This is a genomic window from Acinetobacter sp. CAU_H_S170_2, assembly GCF_058890445.1.
Genome location: NZ_JBZYAE010000001.1, coordinates 2,933,234 through 2,957,636, shown reverse-complemented (window position 1 = coordinate 2,957,636; position 24,403 = coordinate 2,933,234). Strand labels below are relative to the sequence as shown.

Annotated in this window: 27 protein-coding genes and 1 pseudogene; 14 read left to right on the top strand and 14 right to left on the bottom strand. The window is 42.6% G+C overall.

Annotated elements, in window-relative coordinates; genetic code table 11:
* Positions 1-307 precede the first annotated feature (307 nt).
* Complete coding sequence (gene katG / locus AC5EUN_RS14535; protein ID WP_159152995.1) at positions 308-2,500, top strand: catalase/peroxidase HPI; 2,193 nt, start codon at positions 308-310, stop codon at positions 2,498-2,500.
* A 128-nt stretch (positions 2,501-2,628) separates the two neighbouring features.
* Here the strand turns inward: katG and AC5EUN_RS14530 are convergent, their stop codons facing one another.
* From AC5EUN_RS14530 to AC5EUN_RS14520, 3 genes are read right to left on the bottom strand one after another with little or no spacing between them, the layout of a single operon-like run.
* On the bottom strand, positions 2,629-3,030 hold the full coding sequence (locus tag AC5EUN_RS14530) for an NF045616 family extracytoplasmic (lipo)protein (RefSeq protein WP_326942888.1): 402 nt from the start codon (positions 3,028-3,030) through the stop codon (positions 2,629-2,631).
* Positions 3,027-3,725, bottom strand: coding sequence for a zinc protease (locus AC5EUN_RS14525; RefSeq protein ID WP_159152996.1), 699 nt, complete (start codon positions 3,723-3,725; stop codon positions 3,027-3,029). Before AC5EUN_RS14525 ends, AC5EUN_RS14530 begins: the two co-directional genes overlap by 4 nt.
* Positions 3,715-4,032: a hypothetical protein gene (locus AC5EUN_RS14520; RefSeq protein WP_256733017.1), complete on the bottom strand. Its 318-nt coding sequence runs from the start codon at positions 4,030-4,032 to the stop codon at positions 3,715-3,717. Before AC5EUN_RS14520 ends, AC5EUN_RS14525 begins: the two co-directional genes overlap by 11 nt.
* Between AC5EUN_RS14520 and AC5EUN_RS14515 the strand changes: the two are divergent.
* Positions 4,019-4,784: pseudogene (locus AC5EUN_RS14515) on the top strand (IS5-like element ISAba31 family transposase). The gene AC5EUN_RS14520 and the pseudogene AC5EUN_RS14515 overlap by 14 nt on opposite strands.
* Positions 4,785-4,959: 175 nt before the next feature.
* On the opposite strand, the gene AC5EUN_RS14510 reads toward AC5EUN_RS14515, so the two are convergent.
* Positions 4,960-5,580 (bottom strand): TetR/AcrR family transcriptional regulator, encoded by a 621-nt coding sequence (locus tag AC5EUN_RS14510; RefSeq protein WP_148826800.1) that lies wholly within the window; start codon positions 5,578-5,580, stop codon positions 4,960-4,962.
* Between the two features lie 78 nt (positions 5,581-5,658).
* Here AC5EUN_RS14510 and AC5EUN_RS14505 point away from each other — a divergent pair, with 78 nt between their 5' ends.
* Entirely contained in the window at positions 5,659-7,311 is a 1,653-nt protein-coding gene (locus tag AC5EUN_RS14505; protein ID WP_159153402.1) for an acyl-CoA dehydrogenase family protein, read from the top strand.
* 6 nt (positions 7,312-7,317) lie between these two features.
* On the opposite strand, the gene AC5EUN_RS14500 is transcribed toward AC5EUN_RS14505, so the two are convergent.
* Both AC5EUN_RS14500 and AC5EUN_RS14495 read right to left on the bottom strand, forming a co-directional pair.
* Positions 7,318-8,454 carry a DUF389 domain-containing protein gene (locus AC5EUN_RS14500; RefSeq protein ID WP_159153401.1) on the bottom strand — a complete coding sequence of 379 codons (1,137 nt, stop codon included), beginning with the start codon at positions 8,452-8,454 and terminating at the stop codon, positions 7,318-7,320.
* Between the two features lie 282 nt (positions 8,455-8,736).
* Positions 8,737-9,189 carry an Lrp/AsnC family transcriptional regulator gene (locus tag AC5EUN_RS14495; protein WP_004978918.1) on the bottom strand — a complete coding sequence of 151 codons (453 nt, stop codon included), beginning with the start codon at positions 9,187-9,189 and terminating at the stop codon, positions 8,737-8,739.
* A gap of 150 nt (positions 9,190-9,339) precedes the next feature.
* On the opposite strand from AC5EUN_RS14495, the gene AC5EUN_RS14490 reads away from it, so the two are divergent.
* Together AC5EUN_RS14490 and AC5EUN_RS14485 are read left to right on the top strand one after the other, a co-directional pair.
* Positions 9,340-9,954, top strand: coding sequence for a LysE family translocator (locus AC5EUN_RS14490; RefSeq protein ID WP_159153400.1), 615 nt, complete (start codon positions 9,340-9,342; stop codon positions 9,952-9,954).
* 188 nt (positions 9,955-10,142) lie between these two features.
* On the top strand, positions 10,143-10,331 hold the full coding sequence (locus tag AC5EUN_RS14485) for a DUF7230 family protein (RefSeq protein ID WP_010325835.1): 189 nt from the start codon (positions 10,143-10,145) through the stop codon (positions 10,329-10,331).
* A 6-nt stretch (positions 10,332-10,337) separates the two neighbouring features.
* Here the strand turns inward: AC5EUN_RS14485 and ptsP are convergent, their stop codons facing one another.
* Together ptsP and AC5EUN_RS14475 are read right to left on the bottom strand one after the other, a co-directional pair.
* Positions 10,338-12,635 (bottom strand): phosphoenolpyruvate--protein phosphotransferase, encoded by a 2,298-nt coding sequence (ptsP, locus tag AC5EUN_RS14480; RefSeq protein WP_004978924.1) that lies wholly within the window; start codon positions 12,633-12,635, stop codon positions 10,338-10,340.
* An 81-nt stretch (positions 12,636-12,716) separates the two neighbouring features.
* Positions 12,717-13,199 (bottom strand): RNA pyrophosphohydrolase, encoded by a 483-nt coding sequence (locus AC5EUN_RS14475; RefSeq protein ID WP_004692547.1) that lies wholly within the window; start codon positions 13,197-13,199, stop codon positions 12,717-12,719.
* A gap of 182 nt (positions 13,200-13,381) precedes the next feature.
* On the opposite strand from AC5EUN_RS14475, the gene AC5EUN_RS14470 reads away from it, so the two are divergent.
* From AC5EUN_RS14470 to AC5EUN_RS14455, 4 genes are all read left to right on the top strand, one after another.
* A complete protein-coding gene (locus AC5EUN_RS14470; RefSeq protein WP_159153399.1) occupies positions 13,382-14,032 on the top strand; it encodes an HAD family hydrolase in 651 nt (216 codons plus the stop codon).
* A gap of 212 nt (positions 14,033-14,244) precedes the next feature.
* Positions 14,245-14,490: a DUF2789 family protein gene (locus AC5EUN_RS14465; protein ID WP_159153398.1), complete on the top strand. Its 246-nt coding sequence runs from the start codon at positions 14,245-14,247 to the stop codon at positions 14,488-14,490.
* Between the two features lie 70 nt (positions 14,491-14,560).
* Positions 14,561-14,959: a hypothetical protein gene (locus tag AC5EUN_RS14460; RefSeq protein ID WP_493352402.1), complete on the top strand. Its 399-nt coding sequence runs from the start codon at positions 14,561-14,563 to the stop codon at positions 14,957-14,959.
* Entirely contained in the window at positions 14,944-15,219 is a 276-nt protein-coding gene (locus AC5EUN_RS14455; protein ID WP_493352401.1) for a hypothetical protein, read from the top strand. Before AC5EUN_RS14460 ends, AC5EUN_RS14455 begins: the two co-directional genes overlap by 16 nt.
* A gap of 58 nt (positions 15,220-15,277) precedes the next feature.
* Here the strand turns inward: AC5EUN_RS14455 and AC5EUN_RS14450 are convergent, their stop codons facing one another.
* Positions 15,278-16,135, bottom strand: coding sequence for a LysR family transcriptional regulator (locus AC5EUN_RS14450; protein ID WP_004692542.1), 858 nt, complete (start codon positions 16,133-16,135; stop codon positions 15,278-15,280).
* 159 nt (positions 16,136-16,294) lie between these two features.
* A complete protein-coding gene (locus AC5EUN_RS14445; RefSeq protein ID WP_004692541.1) occupies positions 16,295-16,531 on the bottom strand; it encodes a DUF2061 domain-containing protein in 237 nt (78 codons plus the stop codon).
* A 501-nt stretch (positions 16,532-17,032) separates the two neighbouring features.
* Here AC5EUN_RS14445 and leuC point away from each other — a divergent pair.
* The 4 genes from leuC (at position 17,033) to leuB (ending at position 20,915) form a co-directional block, all read left to right on the top strand.
* Positions 17,033-18,466 (top strand): 3-isopropylmalate dehydratase large subunit, encoded by a 1,434-nt coding sequence (gene leuC, locus AC5EUN_RS14440; protein WP_159153405.1) that lies wholly within the window; start codon positions 17,033-17,035, stop codon positions 18,464-18,466.
* A 21-nt stretch (positions 18,467-18,487) separates the two neighbouring features.
* A complete protein-coding gene (gene leuD / locus AC5EUN_RS14435; protein WP_159153396.1) occupies positions 18,488-19,138 on the top strand; it encodes a 3-isopropylmalate dehydratase small subunit in 651 nt (216 codons plus the stop codon).
* 99 nt (positions 19,139-19,237) lie between these two features.
* Positions 19,238-19,798 (top strand): hypothetical protein, encoded by a 561-nt coding sequence (locus tag AC5EUN_RS14430; RefSeq protein ID WP_159153395.1) that lies wholly within the window; start codon positions 19,238-19,240, stop codon positions 19,796-19,798.
* A 37-nt stretch (positions 19,799-19,835) separates the two neighbouring features.
* Positions 19,836-20,915, top strand: a complete 1,080-nt coding sequence (gene leuB / locus AC5EUN_RS14425; protein ID WP_058868873.1) for a 3-isopropylmalate dehydrogenase — start codon at positions 19,836-19,838, stop codon at positions 20,913-20,915.
* 53 nt (positions 20,916-20,968) lie between these two features.
* Here the strand turns inward: leuB and AC5EUN_RS14420 are convergent, their stop codons facing one another.
* The 3 genes from AC5EUN_RS14420 to infA all read right to left on the bottom strand — a co-directional run bounded on the left by AC5EUN_RS14420 (position 20,969) and on the right by infA (position 22,268).
* On the bottom strand, positions 20,969-21,397 hold the full coding sequence (locus AC5EUN_RS14420; RefSeq protein ID WP_058868874.1) for a hypothetical protein: 429 nt from the start codon (positions 21,395-21,397) through the stop codon (positions 20,969-20,971).
* Positions 21,398-21,697: 300 nt separating this feature from the next.
* Positions 21,698-21,904, bottom strand: a complete 207-nt coding sequence (locus tag AC5EUN_RS14415) for a hypothetical protein (protein WP_224467541.1) — start codon at positions 21,902-21,904, stop codon at positions 21,698-21,700.
* Between the two features lie 142 nt (positions 21,905-22,046).
* Positions 22,047-22,268 (bottom strand): translation initiation factor IF-1, encoded by a 222-nt coding sequence (infA, locus tag AC5EUN_RS14410; RefSeq protein ID WP_004692529.1) that lies wholly within the window; start codon positions 22,266-22,268, stop codon positions 22,047-22,049.
* Positions 22,269-22,498: 230 nt separating this feature from the next.
* On the opposite strand from infA, the gene AC5EUN_RS14405 reads away from it, so the two are divergent.
* On the top strand, positions 22,499-23,506 hold the full coding sequence (locus tag AC5EUN_RS14405; RefSeq protein WP_005400861.1) for an AraC family transcriptional regulator: 1,008 nt from the start codon (positions 22,499-22,501) through the stop codon (positions 23,504-23,506).
* Between the two features lie 88 nt (positions 23,507-23,594).
* Here the strand turns inward: AC5EUN_RS14405 and truA are convergent, their stop codons facing one another.
* The gene (gene truA, locus AC5EUN_RS14400) at positions 23,595-24,392 is read right to left on the bottom strand and encodes a tRNA pseudouridine(38-40) synthase TruA (RefSeq protein WP_058868875.1); all 798 of its coding nucleotides are present in this window, start codon (positions 24,390-24,392) and stop codon (positions 23,595-23,597) included.
* Positions 24,393-24,403 lie beyond the last annotated feature (11 nt).

Sequence of the window (24,403 nt, the reverse complement as noted above, 5' to 3'; positions counted from 1 at the left end):
TTTTTACTCAATCTGAGCCGCGCTCATTGCTGGTAAGGGTTGTCTAAGTTTTAATCGATAAACTCAATTGAAAATGCCCATCAACCTCGCATAAAAAGCCTTTCTTTTTGCTGTGTTTTCATCGGATCTTATCTTGTTGAAAAGTTAAAATTCTTTATTTCTTAAATGTTTACATAGAAGAATCCGATTGTTTTTATTCGTAAAACTCGCTTTAGATTGTCATCAAAAGGGGCTATGTTAGAACAGTAATAATTACTTTAAACGGTTCATGATAATCATAATTTGATGATCAAATTTGGAGCTCGACATGACACAAAATATGCAAGCATCAGGTTGTCCATTTCACCAGAAAGATGGTGGACAAACGAGTTTAGCCAGCACCAATAATTCTGATTGGTGGCCGAATGCGCTCAATCTCGACATCCTGTCGCAACACGATAAAAAAACCAACCCGATGGATCCTGATTTTGACTATGCAGCCGCATTCAAATCATTGGATTTAGAAGCGGTGAAACAAGATCTCCGTGAACTCATCAACAGCAGCCAAGAATGGTGGCCATCTGATTACGGCAGCTACATTGGGATGTTTGTACGTACCGCATGGCACTTGGCGGGTTCCTACCGTAAACAAGATGGACGTGGCGGCGCTAACACAGGGAACCAACGTTTTGCACCCCTCAACAGTTGGCCTGATAACGTCAACACCGATAAAGGCCGTCGCCTACTTTGGCCAATCAAACGTAAATATGGCAACAAAATTTCATGGGGCGATTTAATCGTTCTTGCAGGCACAGTAGCTTATGAAGAAGCAGGCCTGAAAACCTTTGGCTTTGGTGGTGGTCGTCTAGATATTTGGGCACCAGAAAAAGACATTTACTGGGGTGAAGAGCGTCAATGGCTGGCACCAACGGCAAACCGCTATGCCAATGACCAAGACCGTAAATCGCTTGAAAATCCATTAGCTGCGGTACAAATGGGTTTAATCTACGTCAATCCAGAAGGGGTTGATGGCGTCCAAGATCCACTTCGTACTGCACAAGACATGCGTGTTACTTTTGACCGTATGGGAATGGATGATGAAGAAACCGTAGCACTCACTGCGGGTGGTCACACCGTAGGTAAAGCGCACGGAAATGGTAAAGCCGAAAAATTAGGGGCAGATGTCGAAAGCGCGGATGTAGAATTCCAAGGTCTCGGTTGGCATAACTCAGAAGGTTCAGGCAATGGCGCGAACACCATGGTCAGTGGTTTAGAAGGGGCTTGGACCACACACCCGACCAAATGGGATAACGAGTTTTTCTATCTGTTGTTCACTTATGAATGGGAAAAAACCACCAGTCCTGCGGGTGCGAAACAATGGGAACCGATTAACATCAAAGAGGAAGATAAACCTGTTGATGCACATAACCCGAATGTACGCCGCAACCCAATGATGACTGATGCTGATATGGCGCTGAAAATGGACCCTGAATACCGCAAAATTTCAGAGCGTTTTTATGCAGATCCAGCTTACTTGTCTGAAGTGTTTGCGCGTGCTTGGTATAAGCTCACTCACCGTGACATGGGACCAAAATCCCGCTATTTAGGTGCAGATGTACCGAATGATGATCTGATTTGGCAAGACCCAATTCCATCGGTCGATTATGTTTTGTCTGAAGCTGAAATTGAAGACTTAAAAGCGAAGTTGCTGAATAGCGGTTTAACTTCGGTTGAATTGATTAATACTGCTTGGGATAGTGCTCGGACTTTCCGTGGTTCCGACTACCGTGGTGGCGCCAATGGGGCGCGTATTCGTCTTGCACCACAAAAAGACTGGGTGGGCAATGAGCCTGAGCGTTTAGCTAAAGTTTTGGCGAAACTTGAAGAAATTCAGGCGGGTCTGGCGAAAAAAGTCACTATTGCGGACTTGATTGTATTGGGCGGTACGGCAGCCGTTGAAAAAGCGGCGCATGCTGCGGGTGTGAATATCAAAGTTCCATTCCTTGCAGGACGAGGTGATGCGACTCAAGAGCAAACAGATGTGTATTCTTTTGAAGATTTACTCCCTAAGCATGATGGTTTCCGTAACTGGGTCAAAGAAGATTACAGCGTACAGCCTGAAGAAATGTTGTTAGACCGTGCACAATTACTCGGTTTAACTGCGCCTGAAATGACGGTGTTAGTTGGTGGTATGCGTGTACTCGGCACAAACTATGCAGGTGCACCAGAAGGTGTCTTGACGGCTCGTGTGGGTGTACTCAGCAATGACTTCTTTGTCAACTTAACGGATATGAAATATAATTGGAAACCTGTGGGTAAAAACCGTTATGAAATTGTAGACCGTGCGACAGGGGTAACCCAATGGACGGCGACACGTGCAGACTTAGTGTTTGGATCGAACTCGATTTTACGCTCATATGCAGAAGTGTATGCGCAAGATGACAACAAAGAGAAATTTGTAAAAGACTTTGTTGCTGCTTGGGTAAAAGTAATGAATGCAGACCGTTTTGACGTGAAGTAGTTTAATTGAAATAAAAAACCGTCCTTAAGGACGGTTTTTTATTTCAATATATTGATATTATTAAATTTTGTATTATTTTTGTATGGCGTGAATTATGTTAATTTTAAAGTGAATTAATGCGATAGGAGTTATTCACATGTGCTTTTTCCAGCCTCTACCTGTTTAATACTAATACCGCTGTTATTTTCTAAAATACAAATTTGAGAGTTAAATGACTTATTAATAGTGCTTAAAGTAATTGTATAAGCTAAATTTTTTTCTAACTTATCTAATGGGATAGCTATACAATTTTTTTCACTAATAGGTAAGTCTGTTTTTGAGTAAGATTTTTCATATTCACTTCTATATTCTTTAGAAAAGTCAATTTTTGCAAAATGAACTAGAAAATTATCTTTTCCATAATCTTTAGATTCATTCGTGAAAAGACATAAATTATCATTAATAATTTTTGTATTAAGATCTCGACTCTGCTGATTACAACCTATAAGCACCATTGCTACAAAACTATATATTATTTTTTTCATAATCACGATTTCGGTAATAAATTTTTATTTGAGGGGTTAAGTAAAAAATCTCTTAATATTTTCTCAACATAGCCTAATAATTGTAAACTTTTTTGATGATGATCCCGTTTGGGATTAACTTTTTGTAAATAACAAGCATCAAACCAAAACTCAATAATTCTACCTTGTTGTTCAAAGTTAAAATCTTGAAATTTTTTATTTAAATCTCGACCTCCTAAGTCCGTGTCATAGGCTTCTAACTCATTGTCCGAGTCAACAGAATTGACCTCCGAAGTATATCCTCCTTTACATAATTGTTTTATCCCAAGCCAACCTGTTGATGCTCCCATTTGATATTGCCAAACATGTACCATTTCATGAATAAACCAATGACGGTTTTCACCTGTAGCTTTGCTATAGTCAGGTGTTTTTAAGTAATCATCTTTCGGTAAATAGATTTCCCCAGCAGGCGTCATGGCATTACCTGTTTTTGTATGTATTAAGCCACCTAAATGTATCCAGACCTTAGAGTAATCAATTGCATCTTTAAAAATCAGGCGAGACATAGCTATTTCACCAGAAGTTAACAGTCTTTTACTTCCGACTTTAATAATAGTAGCAGCTTGATTTTTCATCTCTGCATCTATTTTTTGTAATTTAGAAGTTATACTCTTTAAAACAGTATTTTTAGGATTTCCTCTGCCTGTTACTCTATTCGCCATGTTCATGATCCTCTAAAATTATTCTTATTTCTAGTTCTTCTTCTGTTTCACTAGTAATAAAATGAGTAAACCCTTCTTTATCCGTTTTACCGTGGAAAGTTTCACCATTCATGTATATTTCATAACATACATTAGCTAAAGGTTCTCCTGTTAACTCATCCTGTAGTACAAATTTTTGTCCGTATTTAAAATTAGGTTCAGCTACAAAACTATTAGGGGGTGTTGACACTTTTAGCTTAAAAAAATAGCGAAGTAGTAAAATCAAATCGCCAAACCCAATTTTACTATTCGCTATGCCTCGTACCATGCTGACAGATCAACACTGGCAAAAGTTGAAAGTTATTCTGCGTAATTTATCCATTCACCACAACTCAAATTTACGCAATTTTATTGAAGCTATTCTCTATAGAATTAGAACAGGCTGTCCGTGGCGAGATATTCCTTGTTGTTTTGGTCATTCAAACTCTATTTTCAAACGTTTTAATCGTTGGTCAAGCAGCGGTAAGTTACTTAGATTATTCAAATTACTAGCCTCATGCCCCGATATGGAGTGGATTTTTATTGATGGCTCTCATGTACGTGCTCATCAACATTCTGCCGGCATAGCGAATCAATCTATTTCTAAAAGTGTAGGAGGAAACTCCTCAAAAATACATTTGATTGTTGATGCACATGGCAATCCTATTGATTTCATGATTACCGATGGAACCACACATGATGTTAAAGTTGCACCTGATTTAATATCAACATTAGATTTAAAAGAGACAAAAGTGGTATGTGCAGATAAAGGCTATGATTCAGAACCACTGCGTGAACAGATCAGGAAAACAGGGACTAAAGCGAATATACCAAAGAAAACAAATAGCCAATCGAACAATGACCATATGGACTGGTATTTATATAAAATCAGGCATTTAGTTGAAAATATGTTTTGTAGATTAAAGCAATTTAGAGGAATAGCTACTCGATATGACAAGCTCAAAAGAAATTATCAAAGTTCTGTTGCTTTAGCCTGTATATTTTTATGGCTACCTTTATAGGGTTAATTATGAACAGTAAATGTCAACAGACCCTAAACCATAAGAATTAAATGATACAAAATTCCAAGGAATACCCTGAAATATTGATTCCATTTTAGATTATAGGGCTTACACGATCCTAATTTTAATATTGTTATATATATCAATTATTTAAAACTTAAATGTAAGCGCGAAAATGAATAGAACGCCTATTTTTATTCAAACTTAAGTTTTCCTAAAATTTGAACAATATCCTTTTCAAGTTCCTTCCACTCCTCAAACTCAGGCTCAACCAGCAAAGTCTGCGACACAAAGCCATAACACACTCGTTGCATATTTAAAGCCATATGCTTGAGTTGTTCATCATCTTGTATAGACGGCTCTAAAATGCTGCGCCACATTTGTACCATCATGGCATAGCTTTTACGGTAACTTTCAATATTTGAAATCTGCCGTTCCAGCAAAAAAGTCTGTGCCCAAAGAAACTGTCGAGCCTGAATCTGCTCAAGCTGAAAGTGAATAATTTGCTGTAAATAGTCCTCAAAAGTTAATTTTGTGGATAACTCCATCAGCCTTTGTGCATAACTTTTTAGCTGCTCCGCATTAGTTTTCACATGCTGATGAATGGTCAATGCAACCAAATCTTCCTTCTTTGAAAAGTACTCATAAAAGGTACCCAAACCGACACCCGCGACATCGGTAATTTCCCGAATGGTAATTTCGTGTGCATGGCGCTCATGCAAAAGCCGAACAAAACTTTCTTGCAAAGCTTCTTGGGTGAGTTTGGCTCGCGATTGGCGCGGCCTGCGGCGGACTTGGATCTCGGGATTCTTCATAGCACAAAGCTGAACATGGCAGACTCAATTTTTCTCTATACTGAAATGAAAAGCACAGCATAACAAGAGCAAAATGATATGAATACGGCATGGATGACCCATCAAATCAGTAATCAGTTTGATGAACTGGAAAATTACAACTTGTTTGAAACCGATAACGTTTTACAAGAAATCCTGACTCGTTATGGCAGTCAGGATCAGGCAATACTCACAGAAATGGGTAAAGTCGTTGGCTCTGCGGAATATTATGATTATGCCGATCTCGCCAATAGGCATACGCCCATATTACATGCCTTCGATGCTCGCGGGCGCCGTAAAGACTTTATCGAGTTTCATCCTGCATGGCATAAATGGATGGGGTTAAATCGTCAGTTCGATACCCATGCACATCCGTTTAATCAGCCCAATTCATCCTCGAAATGGGCCGAGTGGGCAGCGCGTTTTTATTTGGCAGGGCAGGTGGAATGCGGCAATTTGTGTCCAAACTCGATGACTTTGGGCAGTATTCCACTGATTCAACGCGAACCTGAACTGTGGGCCAAAATAGGCGATAAGTTACTTTCAACCGAATACGATGAATGTGATGTGCCGATCAGCCAGAAAAAATCGATTTGGCTGGGTATGGGCATGACCGAAAAGCAAGGTGGTTCGGATGTGCGTGCCAATGAAACCATGGCTGTGCCAGTTGCAGAGTCGGGGCGCGGTCAAGCCTATTTACTCACAGGGCATAAATGGTTTTTCTCTGCACCGATGTGTGATGCCCATTTGGTAGTGGCGAAGACTGAACAAGATGGTTTGGCCTGTTTCTTTGTGCCGCGCTGGCTAGAGGATGGAACCAAGAATCCGATCCATATTCAACGGCTAAAAGAAAAAGTGGGCAATCGTAGTAACTCCAGCTCAGAAGTCGAATTTAAAGAGGCGTGGGGTATTATGATTGGGGAAGCGGGACGCGGTATTCCCACCATTATAGAAATGGCGAATTACACTCGTCTAACGTGTTCAGTCGGCAGTACTGCCATGCTGCGTCAGGCTTTGGTGCAATGTATTGCCTATACCCGTCAGCGCAAAGCTTTTGGCAAACATTTAGCGAAGCAGCCTTTGATGCAAGCGGTACTGGCAGATTTAGCCTTAGAAACTGAAGCAGCAATGCAGTTCAGTTTCCACTTGGCACACTGCTATGAAACGGATGATGCACAGTCCGTGGCCTGGAGGCGCATTATGACCCCAGCATCAAAATTTTGGATATGTAAACGTGCGGTTGAGCTGACAGGGGAAATGATGGAGGTTTTTGGCGGCAATGGCTATGTCGACAACGGCATCATGGCACGTATTTTTAAAGAAGCGCCAGTCAATACCATTTGGGAAGGCTCAGGAAATGTCATGTGTTTGGATGTGCTGCGTGCTATCAGCCGTGATGTAGAGTCGATTGAAACTCTGTTTCAAGATTTGGCCGCCACGGCTATGCAAGATGAACAGTTGAAACAAGAGCTGCAAAATCTATTTCAGTTGTTCCAACAGACACCTGAAGAACTACAATTTATGGGGCGCAGTGTGGTCAGCCGCTTGGTGATTTTGGCACAAGCAGTTCTGCTGAAACGGCATGCACCAGACTATGTGGCTGATGGCTTTATTCAAAGCCGTTATAGTCCATTTCATGGTCGGGTTGTCGGGATGCTTGAGATGAAACAACCCGACGTAGAACGACTGCTGCATAGAGCATTTGCGGCTTAAAGCACGTTATTGTACGGAAAGCTTTTGCGCTTCATCTTGTTCGAGTTTGACGTTGGGGCTGTCTTCAGCCTGAATAATATCAATCGGAATAAAGCGGACTTGAACAATGCTTGGGTTATCGTTCAAGTCTGGCAATAGCTTTTGATTGAGTGCTGCAATTTGCGCTGGGCTAGGCGGAATATCTCCACGGATAGAGACACGGACTAAAGTGAAATCATCTCTTTTATCGTATTGGGTGGTATCAATAATATTATTGGCGTGGTTGAGTTCTGTGCTAATGGTCGCCTCGGTACTGCTTTCGTACAGACGTGTATTGAGCAGCGCATAAAAGTTGAGTGAGAGATAAATCCCTAAAAGCGCTAAGAACATTAGGCTAACAGCATTACGTTTGAGAAACTCTTTGACATTACTCTGTACCTCTTCGGTGGAACCCCGTCTAAAGCCTGCAATCCAAAGGACTAAAGATGAGCTAATCTGAATGGCGAAAATGTTGGTCACCGCCAGTAAAAACGCATTGGCTGAGTTTTTCCATTCCATATGCGCAAATAAAATCCCGCTGGCCACCAAGGGTGGAACTAAGGCTGTCGCAACGGCGACGCCCACTACGGCCACAGATAGGCGAGGGGATACTGAGGCAAAAGCACCTGCGGCACCTCCTGCTAAAGCAATCATCAAATCCAAAATGGTTGGCTGCGTGCGCGATAAAATTTCATTGGTCATAGGTAGGTCATAGTTCACCAGCCCTAAAATGATCCCAATGCTATAAATCATTGCAACGCCAAGTAACAAGGTCGACAACGCGGTTTTAAACAGCAGCCATCGGTTATCAATTAAAGCCAAGGCAATGCCTGAAATCGGCCCCAGCATCATGGCAACCAACATCGCGCCAATCACTACCGCAGCCGAGTTGGACAGTAGTCCATAGCCTGCAATGACAGCAGCCAAGGCATTCATAATAAAAAAGGTTTTGCTTGGAAGTGCATCCGCTTGGATATTCAAGCGGACTTTTTGGTGGTCAATTTTTTTGGAGTTTTCGCGCAAGGCTTGCTTATAACGAATTTTTTCTTTCAGAAACTCATACTTTTCTTGGTCAGGTGTATCTTTGACCACAATGGTTGCATCTTTGTCTTTTTCGAGTGGCATGATGATGCTCTTATTTTGTATGTGATTAAGATTTAATCTAGCGCTTTTATTAAGGGAAGCAAACAAAAAAATGGTGAGAAATAATATGATTCACGCTTCAATTTAGAATATGTTCTAGCCACTTTCTTTTTATTGAAACGAGGCTTCTCGATTTTGCTGAACATCATTCATTAACAAGGACTTTTTAACACCGAGCAGGACAGATTTTCTTGAAATCGCGAGGTCATTCAGAAAAAGACAGATCAATTACAGGTGTTTAGCTGACCCTAGAGCATAGTCTTGTTAGAACAAGACGCTACGATTGGAAATAATATTTTTCATCACCATGGTAGAGATGAGACGTTGCACATTTGGCAGTGCTGACAAGTGCTCATCATAGAGTTTTTGATAACTTTCCAAGTCATAGGTCACGACATGCAGCAAGTAGTCGGGGTCACCAAAAAGTCGCTGCGCTTTCACAATTTGAGGAACTTTTAGAATCGCTTCTTCAAGACTCTGCACCGAATCTTTATCGCCATTTTTGAGCGTCACGAAAACAATGGTGGAGAAATTCAAGCCGAGTTGGGAAATATCCAACTGTGCGCGATAGCCTTTGATAATACCTGAATCTTCTAAGGCTTTGACTCTGCGGTGACAGGGAGAGAGGCTAAGCCCTACCTTATGCGCCAACTCCGTAACAGATAAACGACCATCGGCTTGTAGTTCAGCAAGAATCTTCTTATCAATTTTATCCATGTGGAAGAAGCTCCCCTTTTTAGGCGTTATTGCACAAATATTTGAAAGCACATTTTAGAGCCTAAAGGATATCCTTTCAAAATTATTTGATACAGATCATGTTTTGATTGGATTAAACCTCAAAACGGTGATGGATAAGAGAGTAAAGGGATGTCACTGAATATTTTAATTGCATTTTGGGGTGTTTCGATCCTGTTTGTGATGACACCAGGTATCGATTGGGCCTATGCCATTTCGTCGGGGATACAGGGCAAAAGAGTCTTGCCGGCGGTAACCGGGTTATTAACAGGGCATTTGATGGCGGCACTGATTGTTGCTGCGGGTGTGGGCACATTGGTGACCAGTCAGCCCGTATTGCTTCAAGTACTCACGGGTGTTGGGGCTGTTTATTTGCTGTGGATGGGACTGAGCCTGTCGATGCGTCCTGCGAGTATTAGCAGCGATCAGGTTACCATTGCTTCTTCAAAGTCATGGTACATTCGAGGGGTTTATTTAAGTGGCTTAAATCCGAAAGTCCTGTTGTTATTTTTGGCTTTATTGCCGCCCTTTATCGACCCGCAAGCGGCTTTGTCGCCCACCTCTCAAATTGTTTTATTGGCGGGAATTCATCTCATGAGTTGCGCGGCTGTTTATTTCTTGGTTGGATTTAGTGCGCAAAAAGTTTTGGGTACACGCCCACAGGCTGCTAGGGTGGTCAGTCGAGTGTCAGGGGCATTGATGATGTTGATTGCGATGATTTTATTGTTAGAACAGTTTTATGTCTAAGCGACATTTTAAGTATATGGATCAAAGGCATTGCAAAATATAGCATTGCCTTAACCTGTAATTGAATTGAAAAATAGTGCATGAGCTGGGGATATAGGTTCAGCCAAAATCGCTTGTAATACCTTCAAAAAGGCGTAAAATTTCTACCGCATCATCAGTGAGATGATCACATCAACAAGGTGAAAAAAATGGCAAAGAAGAAAGCTGAGCCAAAAGTTGTGATTCACAACTTCGTGGCTAAACACATGCATGAAGTCAACCAAAGCCAAGTCTTTGTAGACCGAAAGAAAAATGCAAAACGAGGCTATGACAAGCACAAAAAAGGGAGATATTCAGATGATTATCTCCCTTTTTTAATGTCCGTTCCTTGGGTTTAAAGACCTTTAAGCTGTCACAATACGTGTTGCGGATTTGACCATGTCGGCCAAACCATGTGTTTTAAAATAATATTCCATCTGACTTTTCACAATGAGTGGATTACTCATTTTCAAGGCACGCTCTAACAATTCGACCGCATCTGGCATTGGGACATGACAAATGGCTTTGCGTACACGCAGAATGTTACTTGAGCTCATTGATAGGGTATTGAAGCCCATCGCCATCAGTAAGATCGCAGACAAAGGATCGCCCGCCATTTCCCCACAAATACTGACTGGTTTGTTGTACTTATGACACTCTTTGACTAAGCGGGTGAGCGCACGTAAAACCGCAGGGTGGAAATGTGAGTAGACATTGGCAACGCGTGGATTATTACGGTCAACGGCTAGTAAGTATTGTGTCAGGTCGTTTGAACCTACCGAGAAAAAGTCAACCAACTCTGCAAACTCTTCAATTTGTAATAAGACACTCGGTACTTCGACCATGATCCCGATTTTTGGTTTGGTGATTTTGACCTGTTCTTCTTCTTGCACCGCGACCCAGTCTCGCTCTAGTAAGTACAGCGCTTCTTCTACTTCACTGACACTGGTTACCATCGGCAGTAGAATGTGCAGGTTGTTGAGACCAATACTGGCTTTGAGCATGGCACGAATTTGCGAAGAGAAAATTTCTGGATGATCCAGCGTAAAGCGAATACCGCGCCAGCCGAGAGCTGAGTTTTCTTCCTCAATTGAGAAATAAGGCAAGTCTTTATCTGCACCGATATCGAGGGTACGCATCACTACAGGTTTGTTGGCGAAGTGACTCAACTGTTGACGATAGATCGCACGTTGTTCTTCTTCACCTGGGAAGCGATCACGTAGCATGAACGGAATTTCAGAGCGATATAGACCAACGCCTTTGGCACCGCGTTGTACACCACGGACCACATCAATCATCAAGCCAGTATTGACGAACAGTTTGACTGCGACACCATCAGGGGTGATGGCATCTTTGGTTTCATACTGTTTTAAATCTTTGGCAATCAGTTCTTCTTCTTTTTGAATTTCTTTATAGCGACTACGTAAGCGGCGAGGTGGATTAATGAACACGCGCCCTTGGTGCGCATCGACGATCATCTCCACATCATCAAGGGTATTAATCGGCAGTTCAGTCACGCCGACCACGGTTGGGATACCGAGTGCGCGTGCCACAATCACCATATGTGAGTTCATGGCACCTTCGGTGGTTACGATGGCTGCAATTTTATCGACTGGCAGTTCAACCAATGCTGCGGTTGAGATTTCTTCCCCAATCAGAATACTTTCATCGGTAAGTTCACGGTGGCTGGAGTCGGCTTCTTGCAAATAGGCCAAAATCCGTCGACCGAGATCTTTTAAGTCCGCGGCACGTTCACGGAGATAGTCATCTTCCATCTGTTCAAACAGATCAATATGATTATCGATGACGATACGCACTGCACCTTGTGCCCAGTTCCCATCACGAATTTGTTCTTTAATTTCCGCTGGCAGCGCATTTTCATCCAACATGCGCAAGAACACGCTAAACAGTGCACGCTCTTCCGCCATGAGGGCATCTTGCATTTTGTCATCAAGCGATTTGATTTCATCACGCACTGAGGTGAGGGCACGATCTAGCAGCTCTAATTCTTCACTGATGTCATCGGCTTCACGGTCAGGGACAGCCGCCAAATCCGCAGGGGGATAGAGAATGACGGCACGGCCTAAGGCAATCCCGCCGGAACCAGGTACCCCTTGGAAGGTTTTGTAGGCAGGTAAATTACTCGGTTTACGAAATACATCGATATTGCCCACCGCATGCGCATGTGCAATAACCCCTGAAAGCTGAGCACAGAGCGTGACGAGGAAAGATTCCGCAGCTTCACTAAAGTCTTGCGACTCTTTGTTTTGCACCACAAGCACGCCCATCACTTTACGGCGATACATGACCGGTACACCGAGGAACGAGTTGTAAATTTCCTCACCTGTTTCAGGCAAGTACATAAAACGTTCATGTTTCGGTGCATTGTCAAGGTTGACGATTTCTTCACGCTGACCTACCAGACCGACCAAGCCTTCACTGGTATGCAGTGAAACATGGCCGACCGAATCGGGGTTCAAACCTTTCGATGCCATCAACAAATAACGTTGATTGCGTTCGTCGAGTAAATAGATGGAGCAAACATCAACATGCATGGCTTCCGCCACATGGTTGACCATAATGTCGAGTGATTCATGCAAACTGGTGGACGCATTGATTTCTTGTACAATGCGTCGAAGGGTATCCAGTTGCATATTCGACATCGCGTCTACTCCAAAAATAATGTGCGTCCAACTTATTTATAACAAGAGATCCTTAAAAAATCTGTAGGACGTCTAGATTTTTTAAGGCTTTTTTTGAGGGAGCTGATTGCACAGCTCCACCATCGCTTTGCGGTATACATCGCGTTTAAAATTCACAACTTGCCCCAGCGGGTACCAATAACTGACCCACTGCCATTGGTCAAACTCAGGCGGATCAGACAAATTCAAACGAATATTCTGAGCGGGAGCAGTGAGTTTGAGTAAAAACCACTTTTGTTTTTGTCCAATACATACGGGATCGGAATCTGTACGAATGTATCGGTGCGGCAAACGATAACGCAGCCAACCTTTAGTTTGCGCTACAATTTGGACGTGTTCGGGCAGTAAGCCAACTTCTTCTCTCAGCTCACGATAAAGTGCCTGTTCAGGGGTTTCTCCATATTGGATACCTCCTTGTGGAAATTGCCAAGCATTGTGTCCAATGCGTTTTGCCCATAAAACTTGTCCAAACTCGTTTGCCAAAATGATCCCGACATTGGGTCGGAAACCTTCCGAATCGATCATTTGGCTACCTAAATATTGTGTAATTTATGACTTTGCGATCGGGGATTTTTATTTCTGTATCCAACTCGAAAAAAGCAAAGTTTAAAAATGTTAAAATTGCTATGATCTTAACGAATTTCTATCGACTAGCGGAGATAGATTTACAAATTTTTTCTTAAATTTCAGTTTTTACGAGTATTTTCATGAAATTGGCGCTATTTGATCTCGATCACACCTTGTTAAACACCGATTCAGATCATGCTTGGGGAGAGTTTTTGGTGAATGAAGGCTTGGTCGACCCAGTTCGCCATCGCGCCATGAACGATAAATTTTATGAAGACTACAAAGCAGGGCAGCTCGACCCGATTGCCTATAATGAATTTGTATTTGAATTTTTAACTCAACATGACAATGCCTACCTTACTGAACTGCATGAGCTGTTCATGCACAAAGTGATTCGCCCGCAAATGCGTCCCGAAGGTTTTGCTGCTATTGAAAAACACCGCGATGCTGAACATGCTTTGGTTGGCATTACCGCAACCTCTGATTTTATTACCGCACCGATTTTCCGTGAGTTTGGGATTAGTGAAATTATTGCGACCAATGCTGAAGTGGTTGAGGGTAAATACACGGGCAAAGTGATCAACACACCGTGCTACCAAAAAGGCAAATTGACGCGTTTAGATCAATGGCTTGCAGGGCGTGATGTCAGCGAGTCTTGGGCTTATTCGGATTCCATCAATGATCGCTTTTTACTGGAATATGCTGACCATGCCATTGCCGTCAATCCAGATGACCGCCTAGAAGCATTGGCTAAAGAGCAGGCATGGGAAATCCAAGACTGGTCGATTTAAGTATCTGTCCTTCGTTGTTTAAAAAGGCTGTTTTCGGGCAGTCTTATTTATTTGAAAGGCATCGACGTCAAAAATGAAAAGTGCGTACAGTGATAATAAAATATCGGGCTAGAGGTGGGCTGATCTTGGAAAATTAACCAAATATGCTATGTTGAACCTTGGCTAAAGCTATTTTGACTATGAAAAATTAGAACATAAGCGTGGAGAAAAATATGAGTGTACGACCAAGAATGACCCACCTGTTTGAGCAACTCGGTTTAGATGCGAGTGAAGATGCCATCGCGTTGTTTATTGTAACGCATCAGCTCAATGCACAAACCACGATTGTTGACGCAGAGTATTGGACTGAAGCGCAACGTCAGTTTTTGGCAGAAAAAATTAAATCGGATGGTGAGTGGGCTATCATTGTAGATCAGCTGAATGAATCCCTGCATGAAGATTCACTCATCCAAAAGTAAGTAGAACTCAAAGAGGCTGAGCGTCGAAGCTTTGCCTCTCTTTATAAAAATAAGATAAAAATAGAAATTTATGTCTCTCGATCATCAAACTTTTCCTGACTCTACGTCTTTAGAACATGTCGCTTCAGTTAATCAACTAGAACAAGATCGTGCCCTTTTTATCGGTGCGAAATATGAGTCTTACTATCAAGCTCAATTTGAAAAAATCACGCCAAAGAAACAATATGCAGGCTTTAATATTGCCGCCTTTTTCTTAGGTGTGGTCTGGTTATTTTATCGAAAAATGTACAGTTATGGCTTTATGGCTTTATGGCTTTATGGCTTTATGGCTTTATGGCTTTATGGCTTTATGGCTTTATGGCTTTATGGCTTTATGGCTTTATGGCTTTATGGCTTTATGGCTTTATGGCTTTATGGCTTTATGGCTTTATGGCTTTATGGCTTTATGGCTTTATGGCCATTGGTTTAATTGTGGTCATAGGGATGGTTGAAATACTTTTGGGGATTGAAAGTTCTGGTGCAAATATTGGCTTGGCCGTAGCATTTGGAATGTTTGGGAATACCTTGTATAAGCATCATGTCGATCAGCAGATTACTAAGATTCGCCAGTTGGGAAGTGGAAGCGTCCATACTGAATTAGAAAAGCGTGGTGGTATAAATCTCATAGTAGGTTTGATCTTGCTGGTGATGTGGCTTGGGCTGGTTGCACTTGCTATTAGTGCTTCTTAATTCGCTCGCGCAAAATAAAAAACCATCCTTGTGGATGGTTTTTTAATGCTTGCAAAGCTTAGTTCATCATTGCAATCAGCTCTTGCACCGCACGAGATTGGGTTCTGCCTGGATGCCAAACCATACCGAGTTGACGGTTCATTTCGAACTTCACATTCAACTGCTGTAGGTCTTGGTTAATCATCGTTTTTGGAAGCACTGACCAACCCAGTCCAATCGATGCCAACATACGAATCGACTCGAGTGGATTATTGCTCATAGTGATTTTAGGTTTCAGCCCTTGTTTTTCAAACTCTGCTAGGGTGATTTGGCTGGTATAGGTTTGTGAGGCAGGTAATAAACTTGGGTACTGAATCAGGTCTTCGAGTTGTAAGTTTTGCATTTGTGCCAGCGGATGAAACGGCGCTGCTACAAAAACTAAAGGATCTTCCCAAATGGTGACGTACTGCAAACGCTCATCGAGTTTGGGTGGAAGCGTTAAAAAAGCCAGCTCCAAATCACCCGCCAGTACTTTTTCATGTGCTTGCTCAGAATCGACAAAGTGCACATCTAAGGTGACATTTGGAAAGCTTTGCACATAGCTGCGTAAATGGCTCGGCAAGTGATGCAAACCAATATGGTGACTGGTGCCAATTTTGAGTTTGCCTTGGACCATGCCTTGTTCATGACTCAAGGTATGGTGAATGTCACCCAGTTCATTGAGCCAGTTTTTAACTTTAGGCAGCAGTGAATGTGCGGCATGCGTGGCTTGTACACCACGACCCGCAGACTCAAACAGTTTCACACCAAAATATTCTTCTAAACTATGAATACGTTTGGTTACAGCAGGTTGCGTAATGAAGAGTTGATCTGCGGCTAAAGAAATAGAGCCGGTTTCCATGACTTTTACAAAAGCTTCGAAGGCTGCAAGATTCATAAGGGTAGTCTAGTTATGAAAGTATAATTAAATTATAAAATAATTTTATATGAATTGCGATCTTTAAAATGAATGGGAGCTTATTGGATCTGGACTAAAATAAAAAAAGATCACTTGATGTGATCTTTTGAGAGTTGAGAGGGCGCTTGATATAAGGGCTTAAGCAGGAATATTTTCTTCGGTAGTACGGTTCTTTTTCTCCCAAATACGTTCATGGAAAAAGAATGCGAAGGCTTGCACGGTTGGTTCTAATAAGCTGAGTGTGACCGCCATCCATAAGTTACCTGTGACAAAGTAAGCCACAATCATGGCCACGGTAATGTGCATGATGTAATAGCTTAGGGTTTTTTTGAATATGCGCTGATTGTTCGCTACAAATTTCTGAATGTTCGCCATGATAAATACCCTCTCAATAATGCCTTTCATTTGTAAATGGTAATTATTAACGTTAATAAAGTCAAAATGAAATTTTGATTGCTCATGATTGGGTTTTTGAATGCAAGGCGATGCAGTCGACTGTTTGGAATGTTTGACGTGAGAAAACAAGCTTCTGTAGATTTCACTCTTTTAGTCTATGCATAGGTCGCTGTCTTTCTATTCACATCAACGAAGCGAGCTTCAAAAGTATTGGTCTAAATAGGGGGAGATAAACCTTGCATGGCTGAGCAGGGAAATATACTGTGAGGCCTACAATAGGTTGATAAATAGGCGTATAGGGCTTGAATTAAAACCAGCAGTGAGAGCTTGTAATCAAAGGGATTGAAACAAAGAGGTATGAATTTAAAATAATTCCAAAAAGTTTTTAAATTAATAAAAATGATAAATTAGATTTATGTGAAATCGTCGCTATAATCGATTTTAATGAAAGAATTACCCAGTCCAGTGGAGTCAATCGACATGGCAGGCGAAAACCAACAAGCAAAAACATTGTATGACAAATTGTGGGATGACCACCTAGTAAAACAACGCGATGATGGCTCGGCTTTACTCTATATCGACCGTCATTTATTACATGAAGTGACTTCTCCGCAAGCCTTTGAAGGTTTACAACTTGCGGGTCGTAAACCATGGCGTTTAAGTGCGAATGTGGCAACTCCTGATCATAACGTTCCAACTTCGACCAAAGAGCGTTCAGAGGGAATTGCAGGTATTGAAGATGATACTTCACGTATCCAAGTTCAAACCTTAGACGACAACTGTAAAACCTTTAATGTGGTGCAGTTTGACATTAATGATGTGCGTCAAGGCATTGCACACGTGGTCGGGCCTGAGCAAGGTTTGACTTTACCGGGGATGACGGTGGTGTGTGGAGACTCTCATACGGCAACACATGGTGCATTCGGCTGTTTGGCGCACGGGATTGGGACATCTGAAGTGGAGCATGTATTGGCAACCCAATGCTTGGTTCAAAAGAAGATGAAAAACATGTTGGTGCGTGTTGATGGTCAATTGGGTCAGGGCGTAACACCGAAAGACGTGGTTTTAGCCATCATTGGTAAAATTGGTACTGCAGGTGGTACAGGTCACGCGATCGAATTTGGTGGTCAAGTGTTCCGTGATATGTCGATCGAAGGTCGTATGACGGTGTGTAATATGGCGATTGAAGGCGGCGCACGTGTGGGTATGGTCGCTGTCGATGACAAAACCATTGCCTATGTCAAAGACCGTCCATATGCACCACAGGGCGCACAGTGGGATGCTGCGGTTGCGTATTGGAATACCTTACATTCGGATGCAGATGCGCATTTTGACACAGTAGTTGTATTGCAAGGTGAAGAGATTGAGCCACAAGTGTCTTGGGGCACATCGCCTGAAATGGTGATTCCAGTGACTCAAGCTGTACCAACTTTAGAACAAGCCAAAGATGAAGTGCAACGCAATGATTGGACGCGTGCTTATAACTACATGGGTTTAACCGCAGGTCAGGCATTGGCTGATATTCAATTAGACCGTGTCTTTATTGGTTCATGTACCAATTCACGCATTGAAGATATTCGTGCCGCGGCTGAAGTGGCTAAAGGCAAAAAAGTGGCAAGTACCATTAAACAAGCCATGGTGGTTCCAGGGTCTGGTTTAGTTAAAGCGCAAGCAGAAGCTGAAGGCTTAGACAAAGTTTTGATTGAAGCTGGCTTTGAATGGCGTGAGCCAGGTTGTTCAATGTGTTTAGCCATGAATGCAGACAAATTACAACCCGGTGAGCACTGTGCATCGACCTCTAACCGTAACTTCGAAGGTCGTCAAGGCAATGGCGGTCGTACGCATTTGGTGAGTCCAGCAATGGCAGCCGCAGCAGCGATTGCTGGTCACTTTGTCGATGTGCGTTCATTTTAATTCGGGCTTGGGAGCATAGACATGAAAAAATATACCGTTGAACAAGGTATCGTTGCACCTTTAGACCGTGCCAATGTCGATACAGACTTGATCATTCCAAAACAATTTTTGAAATCCATTAAACGCACGGGTTTTGGTGAAAATTTATTTGATGAGTTGCGTTATTTAGATGAAGGTTTTTTGGGACAAGACAATTCTAAACGTCCTAAAAACCCTGATTTTGCATTGAATCAGCCACGTTACCAAGGTGCGAGCATCTTAATTTCTCGTGCGAACTTTGGTTGTGGTTCAAGCCGTGAACATGCGCCGTGGGCATTAGAAGAATATGGTTTCCGTACTGTGATTGCGCCTAGCTATGCCGACATTTTCTTTAATAATAGTTTCAAAAATGGCATGTTGCCTGTGATTTTGTCTGAAGAAATTGTTGATCAACTTTTCAAAGAATGTGCAGCAACAGAAGGCTATCAGCTGACGATTGATTTGGATGCGCAAGAAGTGCGTACACCATCGGGTGAAGCCTTCACATTTGAAGTGGATCCATTTCGTAAGCACTGTTTGTTAAATGGTTTGGATGATATCGGTTTAACTTTACAGGTCGCAGATGACATCAAAGCCTATGAAGAAAAGACCAAAGCATCACGTCCGTGGATATTTGCTGAAATTCATGCTTAATTGAAAATTCGATGCATCTAGTGCTTGGGTCCATCTCTTGTTAATATCGAGCAAAAGAATTTTAAACGTTTTGCTACTGGTAAAGGTTGGGCTTGAACAATGGTGACGAGTTACAGTCGTATCGCTCTACTGGCGTTGGTGGGAACATTAACTGCCTGCCAAAGTATGAATACGGCAAGCATTAAGCGGATTCAGGATACCCCAGCGAGTAAAAATAATGCGCAGCTTTACTGTACTGGTACGGTGAGCTGCGAATTTGAGCGATGGAATCAGATCAAAATTGTGGATGCAGACAATCATCGTGTCAGCCGTGAGGCCATTCGAGAGAAGGTCGTTCGTCTAAAACGAGATGATTTGAATGAAGCGAATGCCTTGTTTCTGTCAGTGCCAGCGGGGCAACATGAACTGGTGATTCGCTTCTATCCCGTTTCGGTCGATCGCGCTGAAACACTGCATGTGATTCATCGTTTTAAGCCTGCGGAACGCTACACCTTTAGGATGTTCCGTGCGCGCAGTCGACATCAGGGAAGCTTGTTAAATATGTCTGCACCTGACCCTTTGTGTGTCGATTTAAAGCAAAATCAAACAACAATTCGTCGTTTTTGCAAACCTTACAATGTCTTAAATGGCTTGGGCGAGTTTGTAGAACAAAAACTTTAATCGTGTGAGTCAGCACTCACCAACAATGGAATATTTCATGTCTAAACATATTTTGATTTTGGCTGGTGACGGCATTGGTCCTGAAATTGTAAAAGCCGCAGAGCAGGTACTTACACGAGTCAATGATCAATTCAATTTAGGTTTAACGTGGGAACAGGGCCTACTCGGTGGGGCTGCCATTGATGCACACGGTTCACCTTATCCAGATGTGACCGCAGCACAAGCCAAAAATGCAGATGCGATTTTACTCGGTGCGGTGGGTGGTCCGAAGTGGGACAACATTGAGCGTTCGATCCGTCCAGAGCGTGGTTTGTTAAAAATTCGTAGTGAATTGAATTTATTCGCGAACTTACGTCCAGCCATTTTGTATCCGCAATTGGCAGATGCATCAAGCTTAAAGCCTGAAATTGTTGCAGGTCTTGATATTCTTATCGTTCGTGAATTAACTGGCGGAATTTACTTTGGTCAGCCACGTGGTATTCGTGAGCTTGAGAATGGTGAAAAACAAGGCTTTAACACTGACGTTTATGCTGAGTCTGAAATTAAGCGTATTGCGAAAGTGGCTTTTGAAATGGCTAGTTTACGTGGCGGAAAAGTCTGTTCTGTTGACAAAGCTAACGTACTTGAAGTGACGGAGCTTTGGAAGCAAACCGTAACGGCGATGAAAGAAGCTGACTATCCAGACATTAACTTGTCGCATATGTATGTCGATAATGCTGCAATGCAGTTGGTGCGCGCGCCTAAACAGTTTGACGTGATTGTGACAGGTAACTTATTTGGTGACATCTTGTCTGATGAAGCCGCGATGTTGACAGGCTCAATTGGGATGTTGCCATCTGCATCCTTAGATGAAAATTCAAAAGGGATGTATGAGCCATGCCATGGTTCGGCGCCCGATATCGCAGGACAAAATATTGCCAACCCATTAGCCACTATTCTTTCAGTAGCTATGATGTTGCGATATACCTTCCGTGAAGAAGCTGCTGCTCAAGCGATTGAAGATGCAGTAGGCAATGTCCTAGATCAAGGCTTGCGTACCGCTGATATCATGTCTGAAGGCATGAGCAAAGTGGGTACTGCTGAAATGGGGCAGGCGGTTGTGGCTGCACTGAACTAAGCCAAAACAATTTGAAAACGCAGCTATCCGCTGCGTTTTTTTATGCCCAAAATTTAATAACCTTTACAAGCTTTACCCCGATATTGAATTGATTGCGCAATATTATTTTTTAATAAAAAATGGACTTGGCACTCTAACTGAACATCATAAAAAGGTGTATGTGTGGGAATGGGAATCGCACCGACACTGCTGTCACTGCGCATAGTGGGCATAGGAGTTGGAATTTGAATCCGTCTGACAATGGTATAACTCAGTTGGTTTGGTGTTTGAATCGGCGTACCTAAAGTTTCATAACCGAGTTGACGTAAGTTGAGTTCGCGCCGAATGCTCGATACATCTTGGCCGATATATTGTTCTAAATAGTCGGGGAGCGCAATTTTAGCGGGTGAAACGACGGTCTGGTGTTGCGTTGGAGAGCTGCTGCAAGCTTGAAGCAGTAGAAAGCAGATGGAACTAAAAAAACTGACAATAAAGGGCTTCATGATCATCCCCTAAGCAGAGAAAGACCCTTTTAGTATTGTATATCTGAACGTTCGTTTGAGTATGTTTCGAGTAATTTGAGATAAACGGTATGTAGGCGACTCAACATAACGCAGCCGCTAACACGCTTTGCCGATGTAGTGAATAGATTCCACAAGATCATCATGCAGTCTGAACTCAATGTTGCATTTCATTTCAATATTCAGGCTACCGCTGAAAGGTGTCGGAATGGGCGCACCCATACTGACACTGGTTCCAAGATTGGGGGTTACCATCGGAATAGGCATATTACGTAACAGAGTTTAGGTCAGTTTCTCTGGGGTATATACAGGAGCACCGAGCACTTTATAACCCATGCTATTGACGTTAAGTTGATTTTGAACTTGATGTGACGATTGTCCGATATAGTGTTGTAAGGTTTGCTTGAGCCGAGTTTCGCTTGTTGTGGCACAAGCAACACAGAGTATGGGGAACAGTAAAATAGCGAGCTTCGTTGAAGTCGTCTTCATTATTGTTTTGGCGTATTAGGTTGTTATCTCATTTAATTATAGTTTGATTTTTGCTTGGAATATAGTTGATTCATAACGTTTTAGTCTGAGCGCAGACATTAAAAAAGCCACTTAAAAAGTGGCTTTTTCGCTTCGCTAAAACTTAGCGCGCACGATAAGTGATACGACCCTTAGATAAATCATAAGGTGTCATTTCTACTTTAACACTGTCGCCAGTCAAAATACGAATATAGTGTTTACGCATTTTACCAGAGATGTGAGCAATCACTTCATGACCGTTTTCTAAACGTACACGAAACATAGTATTAGGAAGCGTCTCGGTGACAACGCCTTCGAACTCGATGAGTTCCTCTTTATTGGCCATAGCCTACCTGAATGAATAAATTGGAAAGGCGCAAATTATAGTCAATTTTTTTGCATAAAACAAGGCGGAATGGGCGGTTGCCTGATCATCTGTCAGTAAAATAAGCGAACAAGAGGAATAAATATTTTCAACAAAAAAACTGTATAAGTTGTTGTCAGTTCGGTCAATCGCAGTTAATCTAATTTTAATGTTTTGTGTATAAATGAAGAACATACAAGGAAGGTTCTAGCGTGGGTCAGCTAACTGATGCATCGATTGTCTTGCGATTAGGCTACCAAGCGATTCGTCGTTCAGGGTTGCCAACAGAAGAAATTTTAACAAAGGCGGGTGTTGCGTTAAATCAGATGGAAACCAATGAGCGTACGCCTTTGAGCGCGCAATACGCTTTTTGGGTGGCCGCAGAAGAAGTGAGCCGAGATCCAGACATCGGTCTACATTTGGGTGAAAATCTGCCTTTATACCGTGGCCAAGTGATTGAGCATTTGTTTATTTCATCGGAAAACTTTGGTGAGGGTTTGAAACGCGCTTTGGCTTATCAGCGCTTGATCAGTGATGCCTTTCATGCCAAGTTAGTGGTTGAAGATGACCGTTGTTATTTGACCAATGGGGAACAACCTTGGGCTGAGAATTTAGTCAATCGACATTTTTCTGAATGTGCGATGTCCGGTATTTTACGGTTCTTTAAATTTATTACTGAAGGGCGTTTTGAACCGATCTATATTGATTTTAACTTCAGTAAAGGCGCGTTTGATGATGAGTATTTCCGTGTATATGAGTGCCCTGTCAGCCTAGGACAAAAAGAAACTCGCTTATATTTTGACCCAAGTATTTTGGCTTATCCGTTGTGGCAGGCGGAACCTGAATTATTGCAACTGCATGAGCAGTTAGCGATTGAAAAACTTCAAGAATTAGCCCGCTATGATTTGGTGGGTGAGGTGCGTCGCGCGATAGGTTCAACCCTAGAAAGTGGCGAAACCACACTTGAAACAGTGGCTTCTCAGCTCAGTATTACCCCAAGACGTTTACGAACACAGCTTAGTGAGGCGAATACTAGCTTCCAGCAAATTTTGTCTGATTATCGCTGCCGGTTGGCGAAAAAACTTTTGGCCAATACGGCTGAAAGTGTAGAGCGTATCGTGTATTTGACGGGCTTTTCTGAGCCAAGTACCTTCTATCGTGCATTTAAACGCTGGACCAATGAAACCCCAGTGGAATATCGCAAGCGTAAGCAGCGTTAAGAAATCCCTCCTAACCTCCCTTTATAAAAGGGAGGAATTTCTCCCTTTCCTTTGAAAAAGCAGGCTAGTGGGAGGATTAAAAAATAAATTATTCAGGCATATTGAGCCAGTGTGGCCCAAGCGGCTGCTTTGGTAGCTCAAACTGCGCTGGATAGTCGGCATGAATGAAATATAGCCCATCAGGGGGGGCAGTAATGCCTGCGGCTTTACGGTCTTCTGCTGCGAAAATAGCCTCAATATGCTCGACTTCATACATACCTTGCCCGATTTCTAGTAAGCAACCCATGATATTGCGGACCATATGGTGTAAGAAGCCATCAGCCTGAATGTCGAGGACCAAATATGGACCATGTTGAATTAAGCGACAATGGCTGACATGGCGGACAGGTTGATTGGATTGGCATGCGGCTGCACGGAAGCTTTCAAAGTTATGCGTGCCTTCGAACTTTTGCGCGGCTTGCATCATCTTCGCCACATCTAGCGCATAATAGGCATGTGTGACTTGTTTATACATAAGAGCAGGGCGTTGTGGGTGGTTATAGACCACATAACGATAACGACGTGCCTGCGCTTTGAAGCGTGCATGAAAGTCTTGATCCATCGCTTTGATCCATTGGATCGAGATATCTTTTGGCAGTTGGCTGTTGCTACCCATTAACCAACCGCGCTCTGAACGAAGTGCCGAGCTATCAAAATGCGCCACCATATTGGTGGCATGGACGCCCGCATCGGTACGACCAGCACCATGTAAGCTAATCGGTTCATTGGCAATTTTAGACAGTACTTTTTCAATCGTCTCTTGTACGCTGATCACACCTGTTTGCTGGGTTTGCCAACCACGATAGTGTGTACCACAAAACTCAATGCCGATCGCAAAACGTTGCATATGTACCTCAA

Coding starts and splice junctions, on each gene's coding strand:
- katG (WP_159152995.1), top strand. CDS start 308: ATGACACAAAATATGCAAGCATCAGGTTGTCCATTTCACCAGAAAGAT.
- AC5EUN_RS14525 (WP_159152996.1), bottom strand. CDS start 3,725: ATGGCGAATAGAGTAACAGGCAGAGGAAATCCTAAAAATACTGTTTTA.
- AC5EUN_RS14520 (WP_256733017.1), bottom strand. CDS start 4,032: ATGGTACGAGGCATAGCGAATAGTAAAATTGGGTTTGGCGATTTGATT.
- AC5EUN_RS14510 (WP_148826800.1), bottom strand. CDS start 5,580: ATGAAGAATCCCGAGATCCAAGTCCGCCGCAGGCCGCGCCAATCGCGA.
- AC5EUN_RS14505 (WP_159153402.1), top strand. CDS start 5,659: ATGAATACGGCATGGATGACCCATCAAATCAGTAATCAGTTTGATGAA.
- AC5EUN_RS14500 (WP_159153401.1), bottom strand. CDS start 8,454: ATGCCACTCGAAAAAGACAAAGATGCAACCATTGTGGTCAAAGATACA.
- AC5EUN_RS14495 (WP_004978918.1), bottom strand. CDS start 9,189: ATGGATAAAATTGATAAGAAGATTCTTGCTGAACTACAAGCCGATGGT.
- AC5EUN_RS14490 (WP_159153400.1), top strand. CDS start 9,340: ATGTCACTGAATATTTTAATTGCATTTTGGGGTGTTTCGATCCTGTTT.
- AC5EUN_RS14485 (WP_010325835.1), top strand. CDS start 10,143: ATGGCAAAGAAGAAAGCTGAGCCAAAAGTTGTGATTCACAACTTCGTG.
- ptsP (WP_004978924.1), bottom strand. CDS start 12,635: ATGTCGAATATGCAACTGGATACCCTTCGACGCATTGTACAAGAAATC.
- AC5EUN_RS14475 (WP_004692547.1), bottom strand. CDS start 13,199: ATGATCGATTCGGAAGGTTTCCGACCCAATGTCGGGATCATTTTGGCA.
- AC5EUN_RS14470 (WP_159153399.1), top strand. CDS start 13,382: ATGAAATTGGCGCTATTTGATCTCGATCACACCTTGTTAAACACCGAT.
- AC5EUN_RS14465 (WP_159153398.1), top strand. CDS start 14,245: ATGAGTGTACGACCAAGAATGACCCACCTGTTTGAGCAACTCGGTTTA.
- AC5EUN_RS14460 (WP_493352402.1), top strand. CDS start 14,561: ATGTCTCTCGATCATCAAACTTTTCCTGACTCTACGTCTTTAGAACAT.
- AC5EUN_RS14455 (WP_493352401.1), top strand. CDS start 14,944: ATGGCCATTGGTTTAATTGTGGTCATAGGGATGGTTGAAATACTTTTG.
- AC5EUN_RS14450 (WP_004692542.1), bottom strand. CDS start 16,135: ATGAATCTTGCAGCCTTCGAAGCTTTTGTAAAAGTCATGGAAACCGGC.
- AC5EUN_RS14445 (WP_004692541.1), bottom strand. CDS start 16,531: ATGGCGAACATTCAGAAATTTGTAGCGAACAATCAGCGCATATTCAAA.
- leuC (WP_159153405.1), top strand. CDS start 17,033: ATGGCAGGCGAAAACCAACAAGCAAAAACATTGTATGACAAATTGTGG.
- leuD (WP_159153396.1), top strand. CDS start 18,488: ATGAAAAAATATACCGTTGAACAAGGTATCGTTGCACCTTTAGACCGT.
- AC5EUN_RS14430 (WP_159153395.1), top strand. CDS start 19,238: ATGGTGACGAGTTACAGTCGTATCGCTCTACTGGCGTTGGTGGGAACA.
- leuB (WP_058868873.1), top strand. CDS start 19,836: ATGTCTAAACATATTTTGATTTTGGCTGGTGACGGCATTGGTCCTGAA.
- AC5EUN_RS14420 (WP_058868874.1), bottom strand. CDS start 21,397: ATGAAGCCCTTTATTGTCAGTTTTTTTAGTTCCATCTGCTTTCTACTG.
- AC5EUN_RS14415 (WP_224467541.1), bottom strand. CDS start 21,904: ATGAAGACGACTTCAACGAAGCTCGCTATTTTACTGTTCCCCATACTC.
- infA (WP_004692529.1), bottom strand. CDS start 22,268: ATGGCCAATAAAGAGGAACTCATCGAGTTCGAAGGCGTTGTCACCGAG.
- truA (WP_058868875.1), bottom strand. CDS start 24,392: ATGCAACGTTTTGCGATCGGCATTGAGTTTTGTGGTACACACTATCGT.